Origin of the sequence: Vreelandella maris (genome assembly GCF_013371085.1) — a bacterium.
In the GTDB taxonomy this organism is placed as follows: domain Bacteria; phylum Pseudomonadota; class Gammaproteobacteria; order Pseudomonadales; family Halomonadaceae; genus Vreelandella; species Vreelandella maris.
On the sequence record NZ_JABWCV010000012.1, the window covers coordinates 89552 to 110461 of the forward strand.

General features: G+C 57.0%; 17 protein-coding genes and 1 pseudogene. 8 read left to right on the forward strand and 10 right to left on the reverse strand.

Annotated elements, in window-relative coordinates; all coding sequences use genetic code 11:
- The first annotated feature begins 3 nt into the window (after nt 1–3).
- On the forward strand, nt 4–777 hold the full coding sequence (locus HUO07_RS12250; RefSeq protein ID WP_176303798.1) for a creatininase family protein: 774 nt from the start codon (nt 4–6) through the stop codon (nt 775–777).
- 45 nt (nt 778–822) lie between these two features.
- Here HUO07_RS12250 and ribA read toward each other — a convergent pair whose 3' ends face one another.
- The gene (gene ribA, locus HUO07_RS12255) at nt 823–1926 is read right to left on the reverse strand and encodes a GTP cyclohydrolase II RibA (protein ID WP_176303799.1); all 1104 of its coding nucleotides are present in this window, start codon (nt 1924–1926) and stop codon (nt 823–825) included.
- Between the two features lie 181 nt (nt 1927–2107).
- On the opposite strand from ribA, the gene HUO07_RS21735 reads away from it, so the two are divergent.
- Nucleotides 2108–2932 carry a RibD family protein gene (locus tag HUO07_RS21735; protein WP_176303829.1) on the forward strand — a complete coding sequence of 275 codons (825 nt, stop codon included), beginning with the start codon at nt 2108–2110 and terminating at the stop codon, nt 2930–2932.
- Nucleotides 2933–2992: 60 nt separating this feature from the next.
- Here HUO07_RS21735 and HUO07_RS21740 read toward each other — a convergent pair.
- The 4 genes and pseudogenes from HUO07_RS21740 to HUO07_RS12275 form a co-directional block, all read right to left on the reverse strand.
- Nucleotides 2993–3928 (reverse strand): annotated as a pseudogene (locus HUO07_RS21740) (lysylphosphatidylglycerol synthase transmembrane domain-containing protein); the annotation flags it as partial.
- A 4-nt stretch (nt 3929–3932) separates the two neighbouring features.
- Nucleotides 3933–5897, reverse strand: a complete 1965-nt coding sequence (locus tag HUO07_RS12265) for a glycosyltransferase (RefSeq protein WP_176303800.1) — start codon at nt 5895–5897, stop codon at nt 3933–3935.
- The gene (locus tag HUO07_RS12270) at nt 5894–6292 is read right to left on the reverse strand and encodes a 6-pyruvoyl trahydropterin synthase family protein (protein ID WP_035559443.1); all 399 of its coding nucleotides are present in this window, start codon (nt 6290–6292) and stop codon (nt 5894–5896) included. Before HUO07_RS12270 ends, HUO07_RS12265 begins: the two co-directional genes overlap by 4 nt.
- Before the next feature lie 33 nt (nt 6293–6325).
- Entirely contained in the window at nt 6326–7345 is a 1020-nt protein-coding gene (locus HUO07_RS12275; protein WP_176303801.1) for a zinc-dependent alcohol dehydrogenase, read from the reverse strand.
- A 362-nt stretch (nt 7346–7707) separates the two neighbouring features.
- Here HUO07_RS12275 and HUO07_RS12280 point away from each other — a divergent pair, with 362 nt between their 5' ends.
- The 4 genes from HUO07_RS12280 (at nt 7708) to HUO07_RS22225 (ending at nt 11141) form a co-directional block, all read left to right on the forward strand.
- Nucleotides 7708–8436: a CDP-alcohol phosphatidyltransferase family protein gene (locus tag HUO07_RS12280; protein WP_176303802.1), complete on the forward strand. Its 729-nt coding sequence runs from the start codon at nt 7708–7710 to the stop codon at nt 8434–8436.
- Between the two features lie 158 nt (nt 8437–8594).
- Nucleotides 8595–9932 carry an erythromycin esterase family protein gene (locus HUO07_RS12285; RefSeq protein ID WP_176303803.1) on the forward strand — a complete coding sequence of 446 codons (1338 nt, stop codon included), beginning with the start codon at nt 8595–8597 and terminating at the stop codon, nt 9930–9932.
- A gap of 25 nt (nt 9933–9957) precedes the next feature.
- Entirely contained in the window at nt 9958–10611 is a 654-nt protein-coding gene (locus HUO07_RS12290) for a phosphoribosyltransferase (RefSeq protein WP_176303804.1), read from the forward strand.
- A gap of 77 nt (nt 10612–10688) precedes the next feature.
- Nucleotides 10689–11141, forward strand: a complete 453-nt coding sequence (locus tag HUO07_RS22225; RefSeq protein ID WP_422822690.1) for a hypothetical protein — start codon at nt 10689–10691, stop codon at nt 11139–11141.
- Nucleotides 11142–11232: 91 nt separating this feature from the next.
- On the opposite strand, the gene HUO07_RS12300 is transcribed toward HUO07_RS22225, so the two are convergent.
- The gene (locus tag HUO07_RS12300) at nt 11233–11703 is read right to left on the reverse strand and encodes a GFA family protein (RefSeq protein WP_176303805.1); all 471 of its coding nucleotides are present in this window, start codon (nt 11701–11703) and stop codon (nt 11233–11235) included.
- A gap of 181 nt (nt 11704–11884) precedes the next feature.
- Nucleotides 11885–12844, reverse strand: a complete 960-nt coding sequence (locus tag HUO07_RS12305) for a LysR family transcriptional regulator (RefSeq protein WP_232774720.1) — start codon at nt 12842–12844, stop codon at nt 11885–11887.
- Between the two features lie 108 nt (nt 12845–12952).
- Here HUO07_RS12305 and HUO07_RS12310 point away from each other — a divergent pair, with 108 nt between their 5' ends.
- Nucleotides 12953–13912 (forward strand): sodium-dependent bicarbonate transport family permease, encoded by a 960-nt coding sequence (locus HUO07_RS12310; protein WP_176303806.1) that lies wholly within the window; start codon nt 12953–12955, stop codon nt 13910–13912.
- Here HUO07_RS12310 and HUO07_RS12315 read toward each other — a convergent pair.
- Nucleotides 13885–17067, reverse strand: coding sequence for an efflux RND transporter permease subunit (locus HUO07_RS12315; protein ID WP_176303807.1), 3183 nt, complete (start codon nt 17065–17067; stop codon nt 13885–13887). The two genes, HUO07_RS12310 and HUO07_RS12315, sit on opposite strands and share 28 nt — an antisense overlap.
- Nucleotides 17068–17072: 5 nt before the next feature.
- Nucleotides 17073–18260 (reverse strand): efflux RND transporter periplasmic adaptor subunit, encoded by a 1188-nt coding sequence (locus HUO07_RS12320; protein WP_176303808.1) that lies wholly within the window; start codon nt 18258–18260, stop codon nt 17073–17075.
- Between the two features lie 452 nt (nt 18261–18712).
- Between HUO07_RS12320 and HUO07_RS12325 the strand changes: the two genes are divergently transcribed.
- The gene (locus HUO07_RS12325) at nt 18713–19672 is read left to right on the forward strand and encodes an AraC family transcriptional regulator (RefSeq protein ID WP_176303809.1); all 960 of its coding nucleotides are present in this window, start codon (nt 18713–18715) and stop codon (nt 19670–19672) included.
- Here the strand turns inward: HUO07_RS12325 and HUO07_RS12330 are convergent.
- Nucleotides 19669–20901, reverse strand: a complete 1233-nt coding sequence (locus tag HUO07_RS12330) for a diguanylate cyclase domain-containing protein (protein ID WP_340162499.1) — start codon at nt 20899–20901, stop codon at nt 19669–19671. The genes HUO07_RS12325 and HUO07_RS12330 overlap by 4 nt on opposite strands.
- Nucleotides 20902–20910: the final 9 nt, after the last annotated feature.

Below are 20910 nucleotides of genomic sequence, written 5' to 3' on the forward strand. Positions count from 1 at the left end.
TTCATGATTCACCACTGGCAAACGCTCACCGCACCGCAATTAGCCGAGTTCGCCCAACGCGATCCGGTAGCAGTGCTGGTACTCGGCGCCATTGAACAACACGGCACCCACCTTCCTTTGGCGACCGACCTCACTATTGGAGAAGGTCTGCAAGCCGCCATGCTGGTGGAGCTTGACCCGCATCTTAATGTGATCTGCCTGCCCGCCATTGCCGTCGGTGCAAGCGATGAGCATACCAGTTTCCCAGGTACGCTGAGCCTGCCAGCGCCATTGGCGATCGCCACGCTAGAAGCGTATGGCGACAGCCTGGCCCGCGCTGGCATTCGTCGTCTGGTACTGCTGAATAGCCACGGCGGCAATAAGGCGGTAATGGATTTAGCAGGCTTAACCCTGCGGCGGCGGCATGGAATGCGTGTGGTAAAAGCCACCTACACACGGCTCCCACCGCTAGAAGGCGCCATTGAGGCTAATGAGCTGCGTTACGGGTTACACGGTGGGCTACTCGAAACCGCCATGATGCGCTATTTGGCACCAACGCTTGTCCAGCTAGACAACTATCAAGCCACGCCGCCTGCGGCGCCCGCTGACGATGCTTTAGTGAGTGCAGAGGGTGCAGCAGCGTTTGCCTGGTTAGCGGAAGATTTAAGCTCCCATGGTGTGGCCGGTGATGCCAGCCACGCCAGCGCCGAATTAGGCGAGCGGCTGGTGATGCATTATGCCCGCCAGTTAGCGGCTGTCGTGACAGAAACCGCCCACCTACCGCCGCTAACCAGCTAAAATTACTTCACGATTGGAGCAGCGTGAGCCCGCGACCGTTTGCGGTTAGCGCTGCCCGCTTAGTACGTCTTCTAACAGATGTCCGCCGCGGGTAGCCTTGGCGTTTAGATAGCGCTGGTTGTGATTGGTAACGCTACCGTACAACGCCTGGCGCGAGACGACCTCAATACCGCCCTGACGCAGCGCTTCCATTTTCAGCGGGTTGTTGGTCAGCAGCTGCACTTGCTCAATATCGAGTGCGTTAAGCATATCCACCGCTACCGCGTACTGGCGCTCATCGTCCCCAAAACCAAGCACTTGGTCGGCATCCACAGTATCCAGGCCACCGTCTTGCAAAGTGTAAGCGCGCAGTTTATTGGCTAAGCCAATGCCCCGTCCCTCTTGCGCCAAATAAAGCAGCACACCGCCGCCCATGGCCTGAATATCCGCGACTGCGTTGCGTAATTGCTCGCCGCAGTCACAGCGCAAACTGCCAAACAGGTCACCGGTTAAGCACGCTGAGTGCATGCGTAGTGGCACCGCTTCTTCCCAACTCTCCGGCTTACCAATAACGACGGCAACATGCTCGCGTAGGCCATCCGGCTCACGGAAAAGCACAAAGCGGCTTTCAGCGGCATCCTCCAAGGGAATATGTGCTTCGCTAACGCGCTTCAGCATGCCCGGCGCACCGGCCAAGCAGTGCTCAGCGTCTTTAGCGGTAACTTGCAGTAGCCGCCCTTCTGCTAGCTGTTGCTCGATATTCGCAGCGGCCTCTTTGCTGACAAAAGCACAAAGCGCTGCTGGAATTAACAGCGCGCGGCGCATCAGCGTAACGGCCCCTAGTTCGGCTAACCCCGCTGGCTTTAAGCCGCTTAGCAGCCCACTCGCAGGTTGCGAAAGCGCCTCCGCCGTGGCTAAGCCATGCAGCTCATTGGTGCTTATCCTTGTCGCGAGCGGCAAGCTGGCTGCTTCAGCGGCTAACGTTACGCCCATGGCTGCCAAGCGGTGACGGGTAAGCACCAGCGAAGGCCGCGCGCCTGCTAACCGAGCAAGCGCTTCGACTGACTCACTGCCTTCCAGTGCCTGCACTAGCAAACGCTGCTCACCAGCATTTACCACTATTGGCAATCCGCGACGGATATCGAAAATAGCTCGTTCAATCTGGTACATGTAGGCCTCCTGGCTTCCTGGCGTGGGGGATGTACGCGCTTGCGCTGAACAACGTGCTGTTAACTACTTGTTCTGAACTACTTGCTCTTACCCAAGTAGCGCCCGCATGATGAAGCGGTTTTTTTAGCGCGGAGGCGTCATGCCCGACTCCCATGTCAATACGGGTGTTAATAGCAGTGTTATGAATACTAGCGGCACTATTTCGCTGGCCGATGCCTGGCACTGGCTCTCGGCTCTGCGTCATCGGCGCCCTTGCGGGGTGGCGATCACCGTGACGCCAAGCGGTGAGTGGCAAACGGATCAGCCGGTCAGTATTGAGGCGCGTGAGCTGCTCGACTGCCTGACCCCGTTGGCCAGTCGCCCAGCCTGGGTCGTGGCTCAATTGGGCCAAAGCCTTGATGGTCGCATCGCGACGGAAAGCGGCCACTCCCATTACATCAACGGCCATGAAAGTTTGGTTCACCTGCACCGCCTGCGCGCCCTGGTCGACGCGGTGGTCGTGGGCGCGGGCACCGCCAGCGCCGATAATCCTCAACTGACCGTGCGACACGTTAGCGGCACTAACCCGACGCGGGTGGTGCTGGATCCACGCGGCCGTATCCCCAATGACTTGTCGCTGCTGTGCAAAAGTGCCGCGCCGACACTGCTGATTGTGGGGCCTGGGGCAGCGGACACGACGCTGCCTTCCCACGTTCAGCGCTGTGTGCTGCCGCTGGGTGCCAACGGCCAGTTCAATCCGTTTGATGTCATCACCCTGCTGGCCGATAAAGGCCTGCCCCGTGTACTGATTGAAGGCGGCGGCATCACGGTATCTCAGTTTATCGAAGCGGGCGCCGTTGACCGGTTGCACCTGCTGGTCGCTCCGCTGCTGATCGGCTCCGGCAGGCCAGGGCTTCAAATGACGCCCATCCAGACGCTTGAGAGTGCGCTGCGCCCGCCCACGCGCACCTTCCGCTGTGGCGACGACACGCTGTTCGACCTGCATCTGCGGGATACCACCGCCTGAGGGCTGCGCTTTCTCGCGACGGCTTAGCGCCACCCAAATACCCGGTAGGCTCGCCAGTAGCACCAGCACACCGTAGGCCAACGACACCGCCACTCCTTGGGCGGGCGGCAGTCCTACCAGCGCCCAGACCCCAGCCGCAGCGCCTTCCCGCAAGCCCCATCCGGCCACCGAAAAGGGAATCAGCATCGCCAACAGCAGCACCGGTGTCAGCGCCAGCACATCCAATGCCGCTAGTTCAACGCCAATTGCCCGCGCCGCACACACCATCACTAAACCGTAGCTCAGCACAATGACCAGCGACGAGAATAGTTGCTGAGGCCATACATTACGCTGCCATAAGCCGCGTTTAACATCGCGCGCCAGGGCTTGGCACCAATGCGGCAGCCGTGCCAACCGATGGCTTATATGTTGGCGCAACAGCAGGCCGCTGACGATAACCACCGCGAGCGCAGCCACGACGCCTAAGCCCACCGCAGTAAGTACTGACACTCCCAACGCGGCATGCCAGAGCGGTGATAGCAGTAATGCCGCAAGCGTTAGCACAACCACAGCCACCTGGCCCGAGGCGCGCTCAATAATGACCGCTCGCCAAGCGCGACCGCGTGACTGCACCTGAGCCGCATGACGATGTGCCCGCCCGGCGTCGCCCAGTACTCCACCGGGCAACAGCTGATTAACCAGCAGCGCCAAATAGTACTCTCGCAGGGCATAAGCAAACCGCAGCGGTACATCAATCAGCCCAGCGGTAAACTGCCAACGCCAAGCGCAGAGCATGACCTGCAGCGTACTGATGACTAACGCCAGCACTACCCACCCAGCCGAGAAGCGCTGCACTTCCGCCATGATGGCCCGGGGGTCGACCCACAACAACACGGCCCCCAGCAAGGCAATACTGATCACCACCCGCCGCAGCCATGGACTTTGCAGGCATGGGCTTTGCAGACATGGACGAATGTACGCGCCTAGCCGGGTGCACAACGTCTGAGCAAACCCCATCGGCTTAGGCCTCTTCCTGAGGCTTGGCAAGCGGGGGAATGGCAAAGAGATCACGGTGCCCCACCCAAATCCCCAGCTCGCCGTTGACCACCGCCTGCTGGCGCTGCTCCAACCAGCTGGCAATGCGTGCCGCGGCGTCAGGGGCTTGTTCGGTGGCGGCCTCGGCCCAACCTTCCAACAGCGCCATCATTAGCGGCTGCTGGTCACGGCTGCCAGCAGCCAGTTGCCATGGGGTATCGTCCTGCTCAATGCGATAATCGGCCTTTTCAAGGGTAGCTACTAACACCTTTTGAGCCTGACCGCCCAATGCATCCCCCAAGCCTTTATCGCGCTGTTGGTGGGCAATAAACATAGCCAACAGCCAGTGGTCTTCATCATCCAGCACCGGCTCGCCCTGGGCATTGATAAAGTGCCACTCTCCGGTCACGCTCAGCGCGATTAGAAGCGCTTGTTGCTGCTCGGCACAGCGCCCCACTAATGCCTCGATCCATTGCTGAGAAACCAGATCAAGCAGCGCCGACGCCGTCACTAGGTGCGCATCGTCCAGCGGTACATCGGTAATCGGCTCCAGCGATACACAGTGCGTTTCGACGGCCACAGGCTGCCCTTGGCTATCGCTTAACCCGGCGGCACGCTGGCGCGCCTGCGCTAACAAGAGGACATCGTGATCAATCAGCTCCCAGCGCTGGTGGCCGTTAAAGCGCGGGGCCAGAAAGCGCATGTTACTACCCCGACCACAGCCAAGATCCGCGATCAGCGGCGTTGAGCTACGTGCCTCCAACCACTCGGCAGCTAATTGAGCAAGGCGCTGGCTGCGTGAGGCGAAATCAGCGGCCTCGCGCAGCGTTAGCCAATCGGATTCAAACTGACTCCCAGCGCGCAGGGTTAGCGAATCATTGGCGGCATGGTTTTGCGCTGTTAACGCCGCGGCGAAGGACTCGCTCGCTGCCTGCCAATCGCTTAACTGGCCACGGGCCTGGGCAGCGCCATGACGCAGTTTCTGGCGCAGTTCTGCATCGTTACAAAATCGGCTCAACGCGTCTTGAAGCGCCGCAACATCGCCCGGCTCAACGCTCAACCCGGCACCTTCTGGCAAGGTGTCGCGTAGCGCGCCACCGGTGGTAGTAATCACCGGCAGGCCATGGGCCAAGGCTTCGGTGACCACCATGCCATAGCCCTCATACCAGGAAGGCAGCACTAATGCATGCGCGTGTTGGTAAGCCGCTTCCAACGTCTCGCTATCGCACTCGCCGCGGAGATGCACACTGCTTTGCAAACCGTTCTGGTCAATCAACTGCTGCACGCGTTGCGTAAACGCCGCGTCTCGCGCGCCACCATAGCAGTCGCACTGCCAGCGATCACCGGCCACTCCCGCTAGCGCTTGAACCAGAATATCTTGCCCTTTGCGCGGCGTTAGCGTTGCCACACACAGCAGGCGCAGCGTTTCACCGGCCGCCGCTTCGGGGCTAAACGGTGCCTTGGCCACGCCTGGCTCCACCACGGTGACACTTGCATTGATGGGTATGTCATAAAGTGCCGCCAGCTCCGGCAAACGCCGAGCGGTAAAGTGGCTAGTGACAATAATGCGCGCCACAGAAGTAAGCGCGGTTAACTCGCTGCGATGAAAGCGCTGCTGTTCAGCCTCATCAAGGCCCAGCTCATCGCCTAAGGGATGGTGTAGCAGCGCGGTAATATCCAGCCGCGTTGCATGCTGGGCGACCACGTCAGGCAGCGCCCCCATGGCCAGGCCATCGATCACCACCGCCGCATGGTCGGGAAGTGACTCAAGCGCTTGAGCTAGTGCCGCTGCCGCATCGGCGTCCGCATCGGGAAACACGCCTGCCAAGCCCACGACGTCAATCTCCCAGCCCTGGTCACGTAGGGCAGAGACAATACGCGCATCGTAGATATAGCCACCGGTGCGCTGAGCAGGGTCACCGGCAACGATCAAGGTAAAACGCCGACTCATAGTGCGCCTTCGTAACTAGCCCAGGCCACATGAGACTCGTGCAGTTTGATCTCCATATGGGTAATGCCCTGGGCGGTGGTGCCCATTTTGCCTTCGCCAATCGCTTTGGCTAGCTGGTCGAAAATCACCTTAGCCATGAACTCGGTGGTGGTGTTTTTACCTTTAAATTCGCTTACTTCATCCAGGTTTTGGAAGTTGTAGCCTGCTAATACCTCTTTGACAGTTTCGCTGGCAAGGCCAATATCGATCACTAAGCCATCCTCATCCAGCTCAGGGCGCTGGAAAACCACATCCACCACATAGGTGGCGCCATGGGTACGCTGGGCGGGGCCAAAGATTTCGCCGTTAAAGCTGTGGGCAATCATAAAATGGTCACGAACGCATAAACGAAACATAAAAACTCCTGATTAATTGTTTAAAAACACAAGTTATGCGGAATATCGCAGCCGATGGCAGAGCTCAACACTACCGCGCCCAAACAGCGTATTAGCAAGCGTAGGCAATTGTTTAAAGTCGCTTTCACCGCTGATCAGTGCATCTAACCGCTCATCCACCAGTAAGCTCAGCGCGAGCCTAAGGCGGCGCTGGTAGTCCCAACGAGGGCGAAGTTTTGGTGGCAGTTGGCCTACCTGGCTGGCTTTAAGCGTCAGCCGCTGGGAGTGAAAAGCGCCGCCCAACGGAATCGAGACATCGCCCTCGCCAAACCAGCTCATTTCGATAATGCGACCTTCACTACCCACTAACTCCAAGGCCTGGCGCAAGCCAGCCGAGTGACCGCTGGCATGGATCACGCAATCTTGATCATGGGGGGCTTGTTCAGGCGTGGCGAAGGCAACGCCTAACTGCTCGGCGAGCTGGCGGCGCGCTGGGTTGATATCGACCATATACACATCCACGCCGGGTACCTGGGCACACAGGTACGCCACTAGCGCGCCGACAACACCGGCTCCAATAACGCAAATTCGTTCGCCCAGCATGGGCTCGGCATCCCACACGCCGTTGATGGCCGTTTCCATATTGGCGGCCAATACGGCGCGTTGAGCGGGCACATTGGCGGGCACTTCAAGCACCGCTGAAGCAGGCACGGTGTAGTAGTCCTGGTGGGGGAACAGGCAAAAGACGGTTTTATCTAAAAGTGCATCTGGCCCTTGTTCAACGCGACCAACGCTGCAGTAACCGTACTTGACCGGGGCGGGAAACTCACCCAACTGAAAAGGGGCGCGCATGCGCGAAAATTCGCTTTCAGGCACGCGACCGTTAAACACCAGCGATTCAGTGCCACGGCTAATACCGCTGTACAAGGTACGCACCTGCACTTCATCCTGAGCGGGCGTCGCCAGAGGCTCACCCCGCAGCTCGCCTTGGACTGGGCTGGTCACCCAGAAGGCGGTGGCGCAGCGGCTTTTGCCAGCGTCCTGTTTATTGCCAACATCGTCAGGCGTCGACATGAGCGATCCTTTTCGTTACAAGCTCGACTAAACCGAGCTCTATTTCATTCCATTGAAAGTAGCGTGGGGCCATGGCGCTGCACATTACGGCGAGGTTGCTCGTTATGTGACTTGGCCCCTTACCATACTGGACGGCCACCTCTTGAATGGCCCCATACAGAACAGTCATTAATGGCTCACCATCTTTAGCGTAGCGGTTGAAAAGAAATTATTCGATTAACAATGTGCAACACTTGAAGCTAACTAGGCTATTTTCCTTGATCATATAGACAACCCTACCTCCTTCTACAAGAATGGTACATATAAAAATACTTGCATCATTTATTTCAACTGCAGACAGCGATGCCGCTTTGTGAGCCACCATGCCGTTTTTTTCAAATGCCTCATCCATGACACTACCCAAACGGCTTTATAGCGCTGCAGAGCTACTGCTGGGCGGCTTGGTGCTAATGACTGTAGGTAAAGCATTACCGCAATTAATGGCTACTTCGGCCAACTGGTGGGTTGCCTCGGCCTTCTACACGTTTATATCTATCTTAGTAATGGTGTTCTGGCCCCACGGCTCACTGGGTTGGGCAAACCGGGTCACGCTGGCCCGCGCGGTATTAGTCGCGCTGCTGGCAGGTGCGCTCGCTGCCAATGCGTTTGTAGAGGTCATCTGGCAGTGGTTAGCAATCGCGGTGATCGCTCTACTGTTGGATGGTGTTGACGGCTGGATCGCTAGGCGCACCAAAAGCCACTCGCTGTTCGGCGCGCGCTTTGACATGGAGCTGGATGCCCTACTGATATTGCTGCTTTGCGCAGGATTGCTGCGGTTAGAGTCTCTGGGCCTGTGGGTGCTGATGATTGGGGGGATGCGCTACCTGTTTGTGGCCGCCAGTTGGCCGTTCCCCTGGCTTGCAGAACCGCTGTTCGAAAGCTTTCGCCGTAAAGCCGTATGTGTCTGGCAGGTGGTTGCGCTGCTGTTGGCGTTAACGCCACTTACCTCCCACCTTGTTGCCAGCCTGCTGGCCATTAGTGCGTTGCTTTCATTGTTATATTCATTTGGCATTGACGTTTGGTGGCTGTCACGAAAAACACGCCGCTACTAATGCACTGCGTCTTCTAGGGAGCCATTTCGCAGCTTAGCGATAAATGCTTGGATAAGCTGTTTCTTCCTTACTATAGTTATTTTCAAGCTATTCGTAATTTTCAAATTGTCAGTATTTTTAAGCTGCTTTTTCGCCTGTTCGTGTCCTGGGAGATTCCTATGGATCACTCGACAACAACACCCTATGCGTCCGCCCAGCAAGCAGCCAAGGCCATCGCTGCTGCTTGTGAGCCGCTGCCAAGTTTGCAAGAGGAAGACGCATTCGGCGCCCATTTTGATCGTTTCGGCGATGCCAAGATTGTGTTGTTAGGCGAGGCGTCCCACGGAACTTCTGAATTCTATCGCGCCCGTGCCGCCATTACGCGACGACTTATCGAACAGCACAATTTCAATATTGTAGCGGTTGAAGCGGATTGGCCGGATGCTGCATACATCGACCGCTATGTTCGGCATCGCGCTGCAACAAGTGATGACCGACAAGCTTTCACACGGTTTCCCGCTTGGATGTGGCACAACGAAGAGGTGGCGACTTTCACCGAATGGTTGCGCCAACACAATGCCGAGCTGCCTTTCAGCCAACGTACCAGCTTCCGTGGGTTGGATATCTACTCACTGCGCGCGTCCCTTTTCGCCGTGCTTGATTACCTGGATCGAATCGACCCGGAAGCCGCTCAAGCGGCCCGTCAACGTTATGGCTGTTTAACGCCCTGGCAAAGCGAACCAGCCTTGTACGGTCACGCCCTATTACAAGAAGAACAAGATACGTGCGAAGAGGCAGTGGTTGAGCAACTTCAGGCGCTACTGGAACACCGCATTGAGTATATGGCCAAGGAGGGCGAAGAAGCCTATTTCAATGCCACCCAGAACGCCCGCGTAGTGAGAGCCGCCGAACAGTACTATCGGCTTATGTACCGTGGTTCCACCCAGTCATGGAACCTACGAGACCGCCACATGTTCGATACGCTACAGCAGGTGATAGAAGCCAAAGGAGCAGACGCTAAGGTAGTGGTCTGGGCGCATAATTCCCATATCGGTAATGCGTCGGCCACTGAAATGGGCTGGCAGGGTCAATTCAATATCGGCGAGCTGTGCCGCACCGCCTATGGCGATCAAGCTGTTTTAATCGGTTTCGGCACACACACGGGGATCGTGGCAGCGGCTGACAACTGGGATTCGCCAATGAAGATCAAGCAGATCGTGCCGTCACGGGCAGACTCCTTTGAACGAATTTTTCATGAAACACAGTTGCCACGCGCCTTAATTGAGCTTCGCAACCCTCAACACTCTAAGGTTCGAGAACAATTAACCCAAACACGCCTGGAGCGTGCTATTGGCGTCATCTATCGTCCGGAAAGCGAGTACTACAGCCATTACTTCAAGGCCTCGCTAGCAGAGCAGTTTGATGCCTATGTGTGGTTCGATGAGACCACCGCAGTAACGCCACTGCCGAGCGAAAGGCCCCAGGGAGTACCCGACACTTATCCTTTTGGGGTTTAGGCCGTTTGGCGCTTAGGAGCCACACATGCACACGCAACAAGCACTTTTTGATAATCGACGAGCAGCAGGACGAAAGCTTGCCCACGCATTATCCGGGGCGCGATATGACCTAGTGCTGGCACTACCTCGAGGGGGTGTGCCCGTTGCCTACGAGATAGCGATAGCCCTTAAACTTCCGCTGGATGTGGTCATCGTGCGTAAGATTGGCGCGCCTGGGCAACCCGAGGTTGGGCTAGGCGCTGTCGTCGATGGCGACCCACCTCAGGTGGTATGGACCGCGGATGTGCTGCAGGTTTTTCAGCCTTCTGAACGTTATCTTGAAGCTGAAGTAGCGCGCCAACTAAGCGAGATAACCCGCCGCCGTCAGGCCTATATTGGTAACCGGGCGCCCATTAACGTGAGCGAACGTCATGTATTACTGGTGGATGATGGTATCGCCACCGGCGGAACCGCAAAAGCAGCCGCCAGGGCACTACGTCAGGCAGGCGCCGCTTCCGTTACTCTGGCAGTGCCTGTCGCTCCGCAATCCACATTGGATGAGTTAGCTACCGAGGTTGACGATTTGGTCTGTTTAGCTACTCCCGAGCCTTTTATCGCCGTTGGCCTTCACTATCAAGATTTCACCCAAACCAGCGATGATGAAGTGATCACCCTTTTGCAGAAGGCCCCCTCTTTTTAACGCACTCTTTTGAACGTTCTCTTTGATATAGATTAAAAGACAAAAAAGCCAGCTTTCACGACGTATGAAAGCTGGCTTTGTTTAATCTAGGTTTAGGCTTTTACGCTGCCTTTTTCGTACAAAGCCTAGGCAGCCATCGCAGCACACTCACTGGCGCAATGATGGCACGCCTTAGCGCACTCCTGACAATGCTCGGCATCGTGTTTGGCACACTCATCACCGCACGCTTTGCAAATATCAGCGCATATTCGGCAGATGTCCTTGGCGTATTCACTCCCCTGGGCCATGAAGGAAGCTGCCAAGCGGCAAATTTGCGCGCATTGGCGATCCAAACGGATACACTCAGCCATCATTTTCACATCATCTTCTTGCAAGCAGGCAGTAGCGCAAGAATCACAATAAACGGCGCAGACATTACACGCTTCAATACACGACTTATATTTTTCAAATTCCATCTTTCCACCCTCCTTGTCAAAAAACGAGAACACGGCTGGCCGTTCGCAAGGCAGGCCTTACAAGCCGTACGTTGAACTCCAATGGGTCGCATTTCTATGGAGTTCGTATAAAAGAGTAGAACAGCCTGCTTTCAACACAAGCGAAGCAAGCGGCCTCATTAATGGCCTAGCACTCCAATCCTAGCCGCTGGTGCCACTCGGCAAGACTCTCATCCGGGTACTCATCAAAGCATTTGTCTTGAAACTGCGCATTGACCTCGACCCAATCCGCCCGGCTTCCCAGCATCATGTGTGTTTTCTTGGGAGGGGTCGGCAAGTCGGTATCAATCGCTGAGGCAAAGGGATGCACCAGCTCAGGCCAATCGGGGTCATAAACCCACAGCGACGATGCACAGTGTTTGCAGAAATGCCGCTCCCCTGTGCTCTGCTCCCCCTTGATAAGCGCGCGATAGACGCTGACATGTTCTTCACCAGTTATCTTAAGCGTTTCGTTATCGCCGCTAAGGTTGATGGCGTAGCCGCCACCACCTGCCGTTTTGCGGCAAATGGAGCAGTAACAGCGGTTGAAAGGATAAGGGTGGTGTGACGTCACACTAAACGTCACTGCTTGGCAGTGGCATGAACCTTCGAGCAGCATAGTTGCCTCCGTTTGCAGCGGTTACCCAAGACGAATATCAAGGCGCGACAGCATGAACCGAGTGCGATCTTAAACTCTCTCTTAAGTTCTCACTCAAGCCCTCTCTTAATATCTTAGCTTAGCGCATAGGATCTAGGCCGCTTTTAACGGGGATAATTGACGCTGTTTGTAAGTCAAGGCATCAGCGTTCAGCCTCTAAGGCTTGAAGCAATTCAGCCACGGCCATCTCCCCTTCAGGCTCGTCAAACGCTTGTGCCAGGGAACCTTGTACATAGCTCAAAAAACGAATGGCGGCGGGGGGTAAGCGGCGTTGTCGCCTGACCACAAAGTGCCAACGACTTTTCAGCGGAAAGCCCTGCAGCGGCAGTTCTTGGACACCGTTGGGCGAATCTGCAACAACGTGGCGAGATAGCACTGCTAGGCCCATGTTTGACGCCACCGCTAGCCGAATAGCCTCATTACTGGCGATCTGCTGGGTAGAGCGTAGCTCAATACCCGCATTATACAGCCAGGCATCAAAGGTATGCCGAGTCGCAGAGCCCGGTTCACGCAGCAGAAATCGCTCCTCTTTGAGTGCGTCCATGTTGAGACCCTCTACGCTTGCCCAACGACAATGCTGGGGCCCCACCACTACCAATGGATTGCTCAGAAAAGGCGCGGCTAACACATCGTCATCAATGGGTGGATGACTAAATACGTAGATGTCATCCTCATGGCGTTCAAAACGATTGAGCATCTGCTGGCGATTACCTATCTCCACCGTGACATCTACCTGGGGGTTAGCCTGACCAAACGGCCCTAACAGCCGTGGCAGTACATATTGCGCGGTGTTCACCAAGCCGATACTGAAATGCCCGCGCCCTCCGCGGTTGTACTCTTCCAGGTACTGATTAAACACATCGGCACGGCTAAGCAAATCTTGGCTAAGTTGATAAAGCGCCTGACCAACCTCAGTGGGCACCAAGCGACCTTCCTCGTGGCTCACAATTGGTTCACCGACAATCTCTCTCAGCCGCTTTAACTGCTGAGACACCGTGGGTTGGGTCAGGTGGAGCCGATTTGCAGTGGCCGTCAGTGAGCCTGTGCGAACCACGTCGGCATAGACCTGTAGCAAACGAAAAGTGAGTTGTCGTACTTTCATAGCCAGCACCATAGAAAATCATCTATGACTGTATAAAGTCTATTTGTTTTCATCAATCTCTTTGGATCGCTAAAGTAACCGCTTTAAAACCCATCAAGGAGATTGTCCGTGCCGGATATTGTGGTGATGTTTTTTGTGCTAGGTGTGGTGGCCGGTGTGGTGCGCTCCGATCTCAGCATCCCCAAAGCCGCTTATGACATATTGAGCCTACTGCTTATGCTGACCATTGGCCTTAAAGGCGGCATGGCGCTGCATGGCAGTTTGAGCATATCGCTGCTGGTCGAGTTAGCTGGCGTCACTCTGCTCGGGATCATCATTCCACTGCTTATCTTTCCGGTGGTTCACTATTTGGTGCGGCTATCCATCGCCGACAGCGCCAGCCTTGCAGCCCACTACGGCTCCGTTAGCGCCGGCACCTTCGCCGTGGCCCTGGCGTACACTGAAGCGCATAGCCTAGTAACAGGTGGGCAGGTGACGCTTTACCTGGTACTGCTCGAACTACCGGCCATCATGCTGGGCCTGTTGCTCTACCGGCGCTTCAGCCGTAAAAAGACCGCTGACACAATGTCAGAGCCGATCAAAACTTCCGGGCTGTGGCACGAGACTCTGACCAATCGCGGTGTAATCCTTTTGGTGGGTGGTGTACTTATTGGCTGGCTATACGGCCCAAATGCAGGTGAGTCAGTCACCGGGCTGTATACCAACGCCTTCCATGGCATTTTGGCACTATTCCTGTTGGAGATGGGCTTGGTCGCGGCAGAAACACTGCGCAGCCTGCGCTGGGGGCACAGCCGTCTGATTATATTCGCACTAGCGGCACCTATCGTGCTTTCCTGCTTTGGCCTGCTAATGGCGTACTGGCTAGGGCTACCCACTGGCTCAGCGGTTATTCTAGCCAGTCTTTCCGCCAGTGCCTCTTACATTGCCGCGCCCGTTGCTATTCGCGCCGCCATTCCAGATGCCAACATTGGCCTTGCCATGCTGGCATCTTTAGGGCTCACCTTCCCTTTTAACGTGTTAATTGGCATACCTCTTTATCATCAACTTTGGGCATGGCTGGTAGGATGAGGTGAAGTGCCCAACGTAGCGCTGCGATGACTGGTTAAAGGACCAGCCAGCTTACGCAGCGCCACGTAGAACACCGGGGTCAGGAACAGGCCGAACAGCGTCACGCCGATCATGCCGGCAAAAACCGCCGTACCCAGCGCGGCCCGCACCTCGGCGCCTGCGCCGGTGGCAACTACCGAAGGCAACACCGCCGCCGTGAAGGCGATCGAGGTCATGATGATCGGCCGCAGCCGCAGCCGGCAGGCTTCCAGGGCCGCTTCCACTACGTCCTTGCCCTGCAGTTCCAGCTCGCGGGCGAACTCCACGATCAGGATGGCGTTCTTACACGCCAGGCCAATCAGCACCACCAGCCCCACCTGTACAAAGATGTTGTTGTCACCCCCGCCAAACCAGACGCCGATTAGCGCCGCAAGCATCGACATGGGCACGATCAGAATCACCGCCAGCGGTAGCGTCCAGCTCTCGTAGAGGGCCGCCAGCACCAGAAATACCAGCAGGATCGACAGCGGAAAGACCACCAGCGCCGCATTACCCTGGGTGGATTGCTGATAGCTCAGGTCGGTCCACTCCAATGCCATGCCCGATGGCAGCACCTCTTCCGCCAGGGCGGTAATAACATCCATTGCTTGTGTGGAAGAGAGTACCCGAGGATCGAACTCACCAGCCAGATCCGCTGCTGGATAGCCGTTGTAGCGCAGCACCGGGTCTGGGCCGAAGGTTTGCCGGATATCCACCATCGTACCGATGGGCACCATCTCCCCCTGGTCATTACGGGTACGCAGCCGGGCGATATCTTCTACGCTGGCCCGGAAAGGTGCGTCCGCCTGGGCGATCACCTGCCAGGTACGGCCAAAGCGGTTGAAGTCATTCACATAGGTCGAGCCAAGATAGGTCTGCAGGGTGTCGAACAGTTCGGTCAACGGCACACCCTGGGCCTTGGCTCTCAGCCGATCCACCTCGGCATCCAGTTGCGGCACGTTGGATTGATAGCTGCTGATTGGAAAGCCCATCCCCGGCGTTTGCGCAATCGCACCCTGGAGTTGATTGACCGCCTGCTGCAGCGCGCCATAGCCAAGGTTGCCGCGATCCTCTATAAACAGCTGAAAGCCCGACCCATTGCCCAGGCCCAGGATCGGCGGCGGCATAAAGGAGAATGCAAAGCCTTCTTTCAAGCCGCTAATGCCCTGGTTGATGCGGGCATTTATTTCCGCAGCGCTCAGGCTGCGCTCACCAAAGGCGCTGAGAGTAAGAAAAGCTACCCCGGTGTTGGAAGTATTGGTGAACTGCAGCGCGTTAAGGCCGGGAAAGGCAACGGCGTGCTCCACGCCTTCGGTCTCCATGGCGATGTCCACCACGTCCTGAAGCATCTGATCGGTTCGCTCCAGCGACGCACCTTCCGGCAGAATGACGCCCGCAATCAGATAAAGCTTGTCCTGCACTGGAATAAAGCCGGGTGGCACCGCCTTGAACATCACCCCGGTGCCCAGCAGCAACAGCGCGTAGACCACAAACACCGCGCCACGATGCTTCAGGGAGCGGGCTACACCGCCCTGGTACTTGTGGGAGCTGGCGTTAAAGAAACGGTTGAAGGGCCGGAAGATCCAGCCGAATAGCGTATCGATCACGCGGGTGGGTCGATCTTTGGGCGCGTTATGCGGCTTAAGCAGCATCGCCGCCAGCGCGGGCGACAGGGTCAGCGAGTTGATGGTGGAGATCACCGTGGAGATGGCAATCGTCACCGCGAACTGGCGGTAGAACTGCCCGGTCACGCCAGAGAGAAAGGCCATGGGGATAAACACTGCACACAGCACCAGCCCCACGGCGATGATCGGCCCGGAAACTTCCTTCATGGCCTGATGCGCGGCGGCCTGGGGCTTCAGGCCCTCCTCGATGTTCCGCTCCACGTTTTCCACCACCACGATGGCGTCGTCCACCACGATACCGATGGCCAGTACCAGCCCAAACAGGGTCAGCGTGTTGATGGAGTAGCCCAGCAGGTAAAGCGCCCCAAAGGTGCCGATCACCGAGACCGGCACCGCCAGCAGCGGAATAATGGAGGCCCGCCAGGTCTGCAGGAACAACGTGACCACCAGCACCACCAGCAGTACGGCTTCCATCAGCGTTTTCACAACGGACTCAATCGAGTCATTGACGAAGATCGTGGTGTCGTAAACCGCTTCATATTCAACGCCTTCCGGGAACTGTTCGGACAGCTCGTCCATGGCGGCGACCACCTGCTCGCGGATAGCCAGTGCATTGGCCCCTGGCGCCTGGAAGATACCGATGGCGACCGCGTTCTGGCCGTCCAACTGCGAGCGCAGCGTATAGTCCCCGGCACCCATTTCCAGCCGGGCCACGTCCGAGAGCCTGAGGATCTCGCCGTTCTCGCCGCGCTTCAGCACGATGTCACCAAACTCCTCCACCGTCTCCAGCCGCCCTCGGGCATTGATCAGGGTGAGAAAGTCACTCTCTTCAATGGGTTCGGCCCCCAACTGACCGGCGGATACCTGCACGTTCTGCTCGCGCATGGCCCCCACCACGTCGCTGGCCGTCAGGCCACGGGCGGCTATGCGATCGGGATCAAGCCACGCCCGCATGGCGTAGTCACCCCCGCCGAATATTTGCGCGTCGCCTACACCTTCAAGCCGGGCCAAGCGATCACGGACATTCAGCCGCACATAGTTGCGTAAGTAGAGGGTGTCGTATTCACCGCTAGGCGAGGTCAGGTGAACGACCATTAGAAAGGTGGGCGACTGCTTCTGGGTGGTGACGCCTTGACGACGCACGGCTTCCGGCAGCCGGGCCTCGGCCTGACTAACGCGGTTCTGCACCCGAACAGCGGCCTGCTCGGCATCCGTGCCAGGGCGGAAGGTGACGGTCATCTGCAGCACGCCGTCAGAGCCCGCCACGGACTTGAGGTACATCATGTCCTCAACGCCATTAATGGCTTCTTCCAACGGCGTCGCCACGGTCTCGGCGATCTCCTTCGGGTTAGCGCCGGGATAAACCGTACGCACCACCACCGATGGCGGGACCACGTCCGGGTACTCACTGATGGGCAGGTTGGGAATGGAGATCAGCCCCACCGCCAGAATGATGATCGATAGCACCGCCGCAAAAATCGGTCGATCCACGAAGAAACGGGAGAAATTCATGGCGATTAATCTTCCCTGGCAGCAATGGTGGGCTGAGCGTTCACCGGCGGTACATCAGCCACCTTGTGAGGGGCGACTTCCATACCCGGCATAAAGACTTTTTGCACCCCATTAACGATCACTCGGTCACCGGCGGTGAGTCCTTCAGTGATGACGGTTTGTTCTGCCACTTGGCGCCCGGTGGTTACCTGGCGACGTTCTGCCCGGTTATTGGCATCCACCACATAAACGTAGCGGCGATCCTGGTCGGTCAAGATCGCCTTGCGGTCCACCAGCAACGCCTGCTCTAAACGCGCTATCGGCATTTCGACCCGCGCAAACTCCCCAGGCCGGATGCGACCATCCGGGTTGGCCAGCACCGCTCGAAACTGCAGAGTTCCCGTATTGGGGTTCAAATGGTTGTCGATAAAGTCCAAAGCGCCTGTATATTGCCGCTGCGGGTCGCCGCCCAACTCAATGGTGAGGCTGTTCGGCATATCACCGATTAGCAGTGTCTGGCTCGCAAACGCGGCCTGTTCGTCCGCCTCGAAATAGACATGTACCGGATCGATGCTCACCAGCGTGGTCAAAAGGCTCTGATCGGCGTTGGCCAGATTGCCGCGGGTTACCATTGCCCGACCGGCACGGCCACTAACCGGCGCCGTAATGTGAGTGTATTCCAGGTCTAGCTCGGCGGTATCTAACGCTGCCTCGGCGGCATCCACCATGGCACGAGCATTATTCAGGGCCGCTTGACGCTGATCATGCACCTCTTGGGAAATGGCCTGACGCCCCAGCAACACCCTGGCGCGCTCGGCTTCGCTGGCAGCCTGAGCCAGCTGGCTTTTGGCCTGAGCGAGATCCGCCTGGGCGGCGCCAACACGGGCCTGGTAAGGCCGCTGATCAATCAGGAACAGCAGATCACCCTGCTCTACCAGCTCGCCCTCCTCAAAGGCGACTTCCTGGATATAACCACTCACCCGGGCTCTTAACGCAACCGTTTCAGCCGCTTCCACCCGCCCGGTAAACGACTCGCTCAACACCACCGGCTGAGCGATGATTTCCGCGACATCGACTTCCGGCGGCGGCGGTGACGAAGGCGCTGCTGCCTCCTCACTTTTGGCCTCGCATCCGGTCAACAAGGCCGTTAACAATAGGAACAGAATCACTGTTCGGCTGCTTGCAAAGCGGCTTCTTTGAGACAGACTTCCCATGATGACTTGCTCCAATGGCTACCGAAAACCGATAGCAACGTTCGTTATACATTTCACACCGCGCGGGCGGTTGACGATTAACTAGTCGTTTACGCAGCGTCAGAATCGACAGTCATTTATTGTTATCAGGAGGACTGAATGGGCTGGCATGATCGAACAGTGACTTACTGTCAATCGGACGTTACTCACCATAGGCGACGCTAACGCATTCGAGGTAGCGGGTTTCTGCGGGAAGATTGCCTAATTCTGCCGTGGCGGGTAAAAGCATTAATAAGGCGGGCGACTCAAGATAAAGCGTTGTTTACGCGCCTGAGCTTGATGAAGGTCTGATGACACTCAGCGTGGATTGCCGGTTTCTGCGAGGTGCTTGCCTGAACCTGCAAAAATACATGAAAAAGCCTTCGATTGGTGAGGCGAAGGCATATACTTCGAGCTGTTAGGGAGGAGAGCCATTGACCGTTATCGTACCTGAGCAGATCGCCCATTTCTGCGACAGCCTGCCTCAGCAGCTGAGCCAAATCGCCCGCCGCTGGACGCCCTTGGAAGAACTCCAGGATACGGCGATTGCCGAAGTGCAACTCGTGCGTGCTGACGCGCCCACCAGCTTTCACTGTGCCGTATACGAGCCGTGTCTATGCTTTGTCATTCAGGGCAGCAAGACCGTGCTACTGGGTGACAAGGAGATCGTATACACCGGCCCCAGCTACATGGCGAGCGCCGTTCACCTACCGGTGGTAGGCAGGATTGATCATGCGACTCCCGAGCTCCCCTATCTGGCGGTAAAGGTTGCGGTGAATCCTCAGGAGGTAGCGGGGCTGATACTGGAACTGGGCGACACAGCGCCGCCCGCGGGGAATGACACTATCTGCCCCGAGATGGACTGCGGCTTAAAGTCTGCCCCCATGGATTCACGTATGCAGAGCGCGCTTTACCGACTTTTAAGCCTGCTCGACACCCCAGAAGATATTAAGGTGCTTTCGCCCCTGGCCCGTCGTGAGCTGATCTATCGAGCACTGATGGGTGCAATGGGGCCTCACATGCGCCGGTTTACCGCCTCGGACTCCCAGGCTAACCGAATTGCGCGGGTCATCTACGCTCTTAATGAGCACTACGCCCAGCCGCTAAAAATCCGCGAGCTGGCGGCAGTCGCCAATATGAGCGAATCAACCCTGTACCACAGCTTCCGGCAAGTCACCCGTATGTCGCCGCTACAGTTTCAAAAGAAGCTACGCCTACACGAAGCGCGGCGGCTCATGCTAGCCGAAGGGTTGGAAGCAGCCACCGCCAGTTACCGGGTAGGTTATGAAAGCCCTTCCCACTTCAGTCGCGAATACAGCCGCATGTTTGGCGCCCCGCCGCGGGCAGATGTTAGCCAGTTGCGTGCAGCCGGAGCATCACCGCTGCCCGCCTAGTCGGCAGCGTTATTGGTATCTAACGCAGTTGGAGGGGAAGCAAACTCACTATGCAGGCAAACGTTGGCTGCGTCGGCACCTGTTTTATCGAACGTGTCGTAAAAACACATCTGATTAGAACCGGCTTTTTTGGCTTGATACATCGCCTGATCCGCGGCTTCTAACAACGCATCAGGAGTGGCGGCGGCGCCAGGATAAAACGCGACCCCAATGCTGACGGAAATCTGAATGCGCTGTTGCCCCATGTAAAATGGCATCGCCAGGGCATCGATGATCGTCTGTGCTACAAGCTCGACATCTTTGCGCTGCTCAGCGCCGGTGAGCATCACGGTAAATTCATCCCCACCTAGACGGGCAACCGTATCGTTGGCTCGAACACAGTCAGCAAGGCGTTCCGCCACGTCAGACAGTATGCGATCCCCCGCTTCATGGCCAAGCGAGTCATTGACGTCTTTAAAGCCGTCAAGATCCATAAAGAGCAGCGCAAGAGGCCGACTACGGCGCTTGGCATGTTTGATTTCCTGCTCCAGCCTATCCAGAAAAAGGCGCCGGTTCGGCAAGCCGGTCAAAAGGTCATAGTGGGCGTTATGCCACACTTCCTCTTCCGCAATAGCCTGCTCAGTAATATCGCGGGAAATGCAGACCGTCGCTTCAGTGTCTTGCTGCTCATCAAGCACGGGGGCAAGTAGATACTCGAACCGCTCACCCTGGCCAGAAGCAAAGGTATGGGCGAACTTACCGCGAAAAGTAGTCTGTTCAGCAATCACCTTATCCAAATTGCGCTGAAAGTCAGAGGCAAAGGAAAAGCCAAGGTCAAACGTGGATTTACCAATAATCGCCTCGGGCGCCATCGCGAACAAATCGGCAGTGGCCTTGTTGGCGTATATAAACCGACCGTCGAGATCCAGCACATAAATTGGGTCTGGGGATGCGAGCAGAATGGCACCAAACAGGCGTGTTTCCATCTCTTTTTCGGTAGCGTACTGCTCCAATGATTCGGCGACGGCCTGGTCTATTGCTTCATGGAAACGGGTAAGATCTTCAAGCCGTTGGCCCGCAAGCGTTGGGTGTGCTTTACTCCAGTGCGACACCACGCTCGCGCGCAGCGCCCGAAACTCAGATACCGTTTCAATAACGGTGAAGCCGCTATTCTGCCGGTCCCCACAGTGAACTTCTGCCCAAGTCTCTTCCTCACCCTTTGGTGCGACCCCTACGGTTGGGGATAACACAACAACACC

Bases quoted from the DNA above. Each gene is read 5' to 3' on its own strand.
- HUO07_RS12250 (WP_176303798.1), top strand. From the start codon at position 4: ATGATTCACCACTGGCAAACGCTCACCGCACCGCAATTAGCCGAGTTC.
- ribA (WP_176303799.1), bottom strand. From the start codon at position 1,926: ATGTACCAGATTGAACGAGCTATTTTCGATATCCGTCGCGGATTGCCA.
- HUO07_RS21735 (WP_176303829.1), top strand. From the start codon at position 2,108: ATGAATACTAGCGGCACTATTTCGCTGGCCGATGCCTGGCACTGGCTC.
- HUO07_RS12265 (WP_176303800.1), bottom strand. From the start codon at position 5,897: ATGAGTCGGCGTTTTACCTTGATCGTTGCCGGTGACCCTGCTCAGCGC.
- HUO07_RS12270 (WP_035559443.1), bottom strand. From the start codon at position 6,292: ATGTTTCGTTTATGCGTTCGTGACCATTTTATGATTGCCCACAGCTTT.
- HUO07_RS12275 (WP_176303801.1), bottom strand. From the start codon at position 7,345: ATGTCGACGCCTGACGATGTTGGCAATAAACAGGACGCTGGCAAAAGC.
- HUO07_RS12280 (WP_176303802.1), top strand. From the start codon at position 7,708: ATGCCGTTTTTTTCAAATGCCTCATCCATGACACTACCCAAACGGCTT.
- HUO07_RS12285 (WP_176303803.1), top strand. From the start codon at position 8,595: ATGGATCACTCGACAACAACACCCTATGCGTCCGCCCAGCAAGCAGCC.
- HUO07_RS12290 (WP_176303804.1), top strand. From the start codon at position 9,958: ATGCACACGCAACAAGCACTTTTTGATAATCGACGAGCAGCAGGACGA.
- HUO07_RS12300 (WP_176303805.1), bottom strand. From the start codon at position 11,703: ATGCTGCTCGAAGGTTCATGCCACTGCCAAGCAGTGACGTTTAGTGTG.
- HUO07_RS12305 (WP_232774720.1), bottom strand. From the start codon at position 12,844: ATGAAAGTACGACAACTCACTTTTCGTTTGCTACAGGTCTATGCCGAC.
- HUO07_RS12315 (WP_176303807.1), bottom strand. From the start codon at position 17,067: ATGAATTTCTCCCGTTTCTTCGTGGATCGACCGATTTTTGCGGCGGTG.
- HUO07_RS12320 (WP_176303808.1), bottom strand. From the start codon at position 18,260: ATGGGAAGTCTGTCTCAAAGAAGCCGCTTTGCAAGCAGCCGAACAGTG.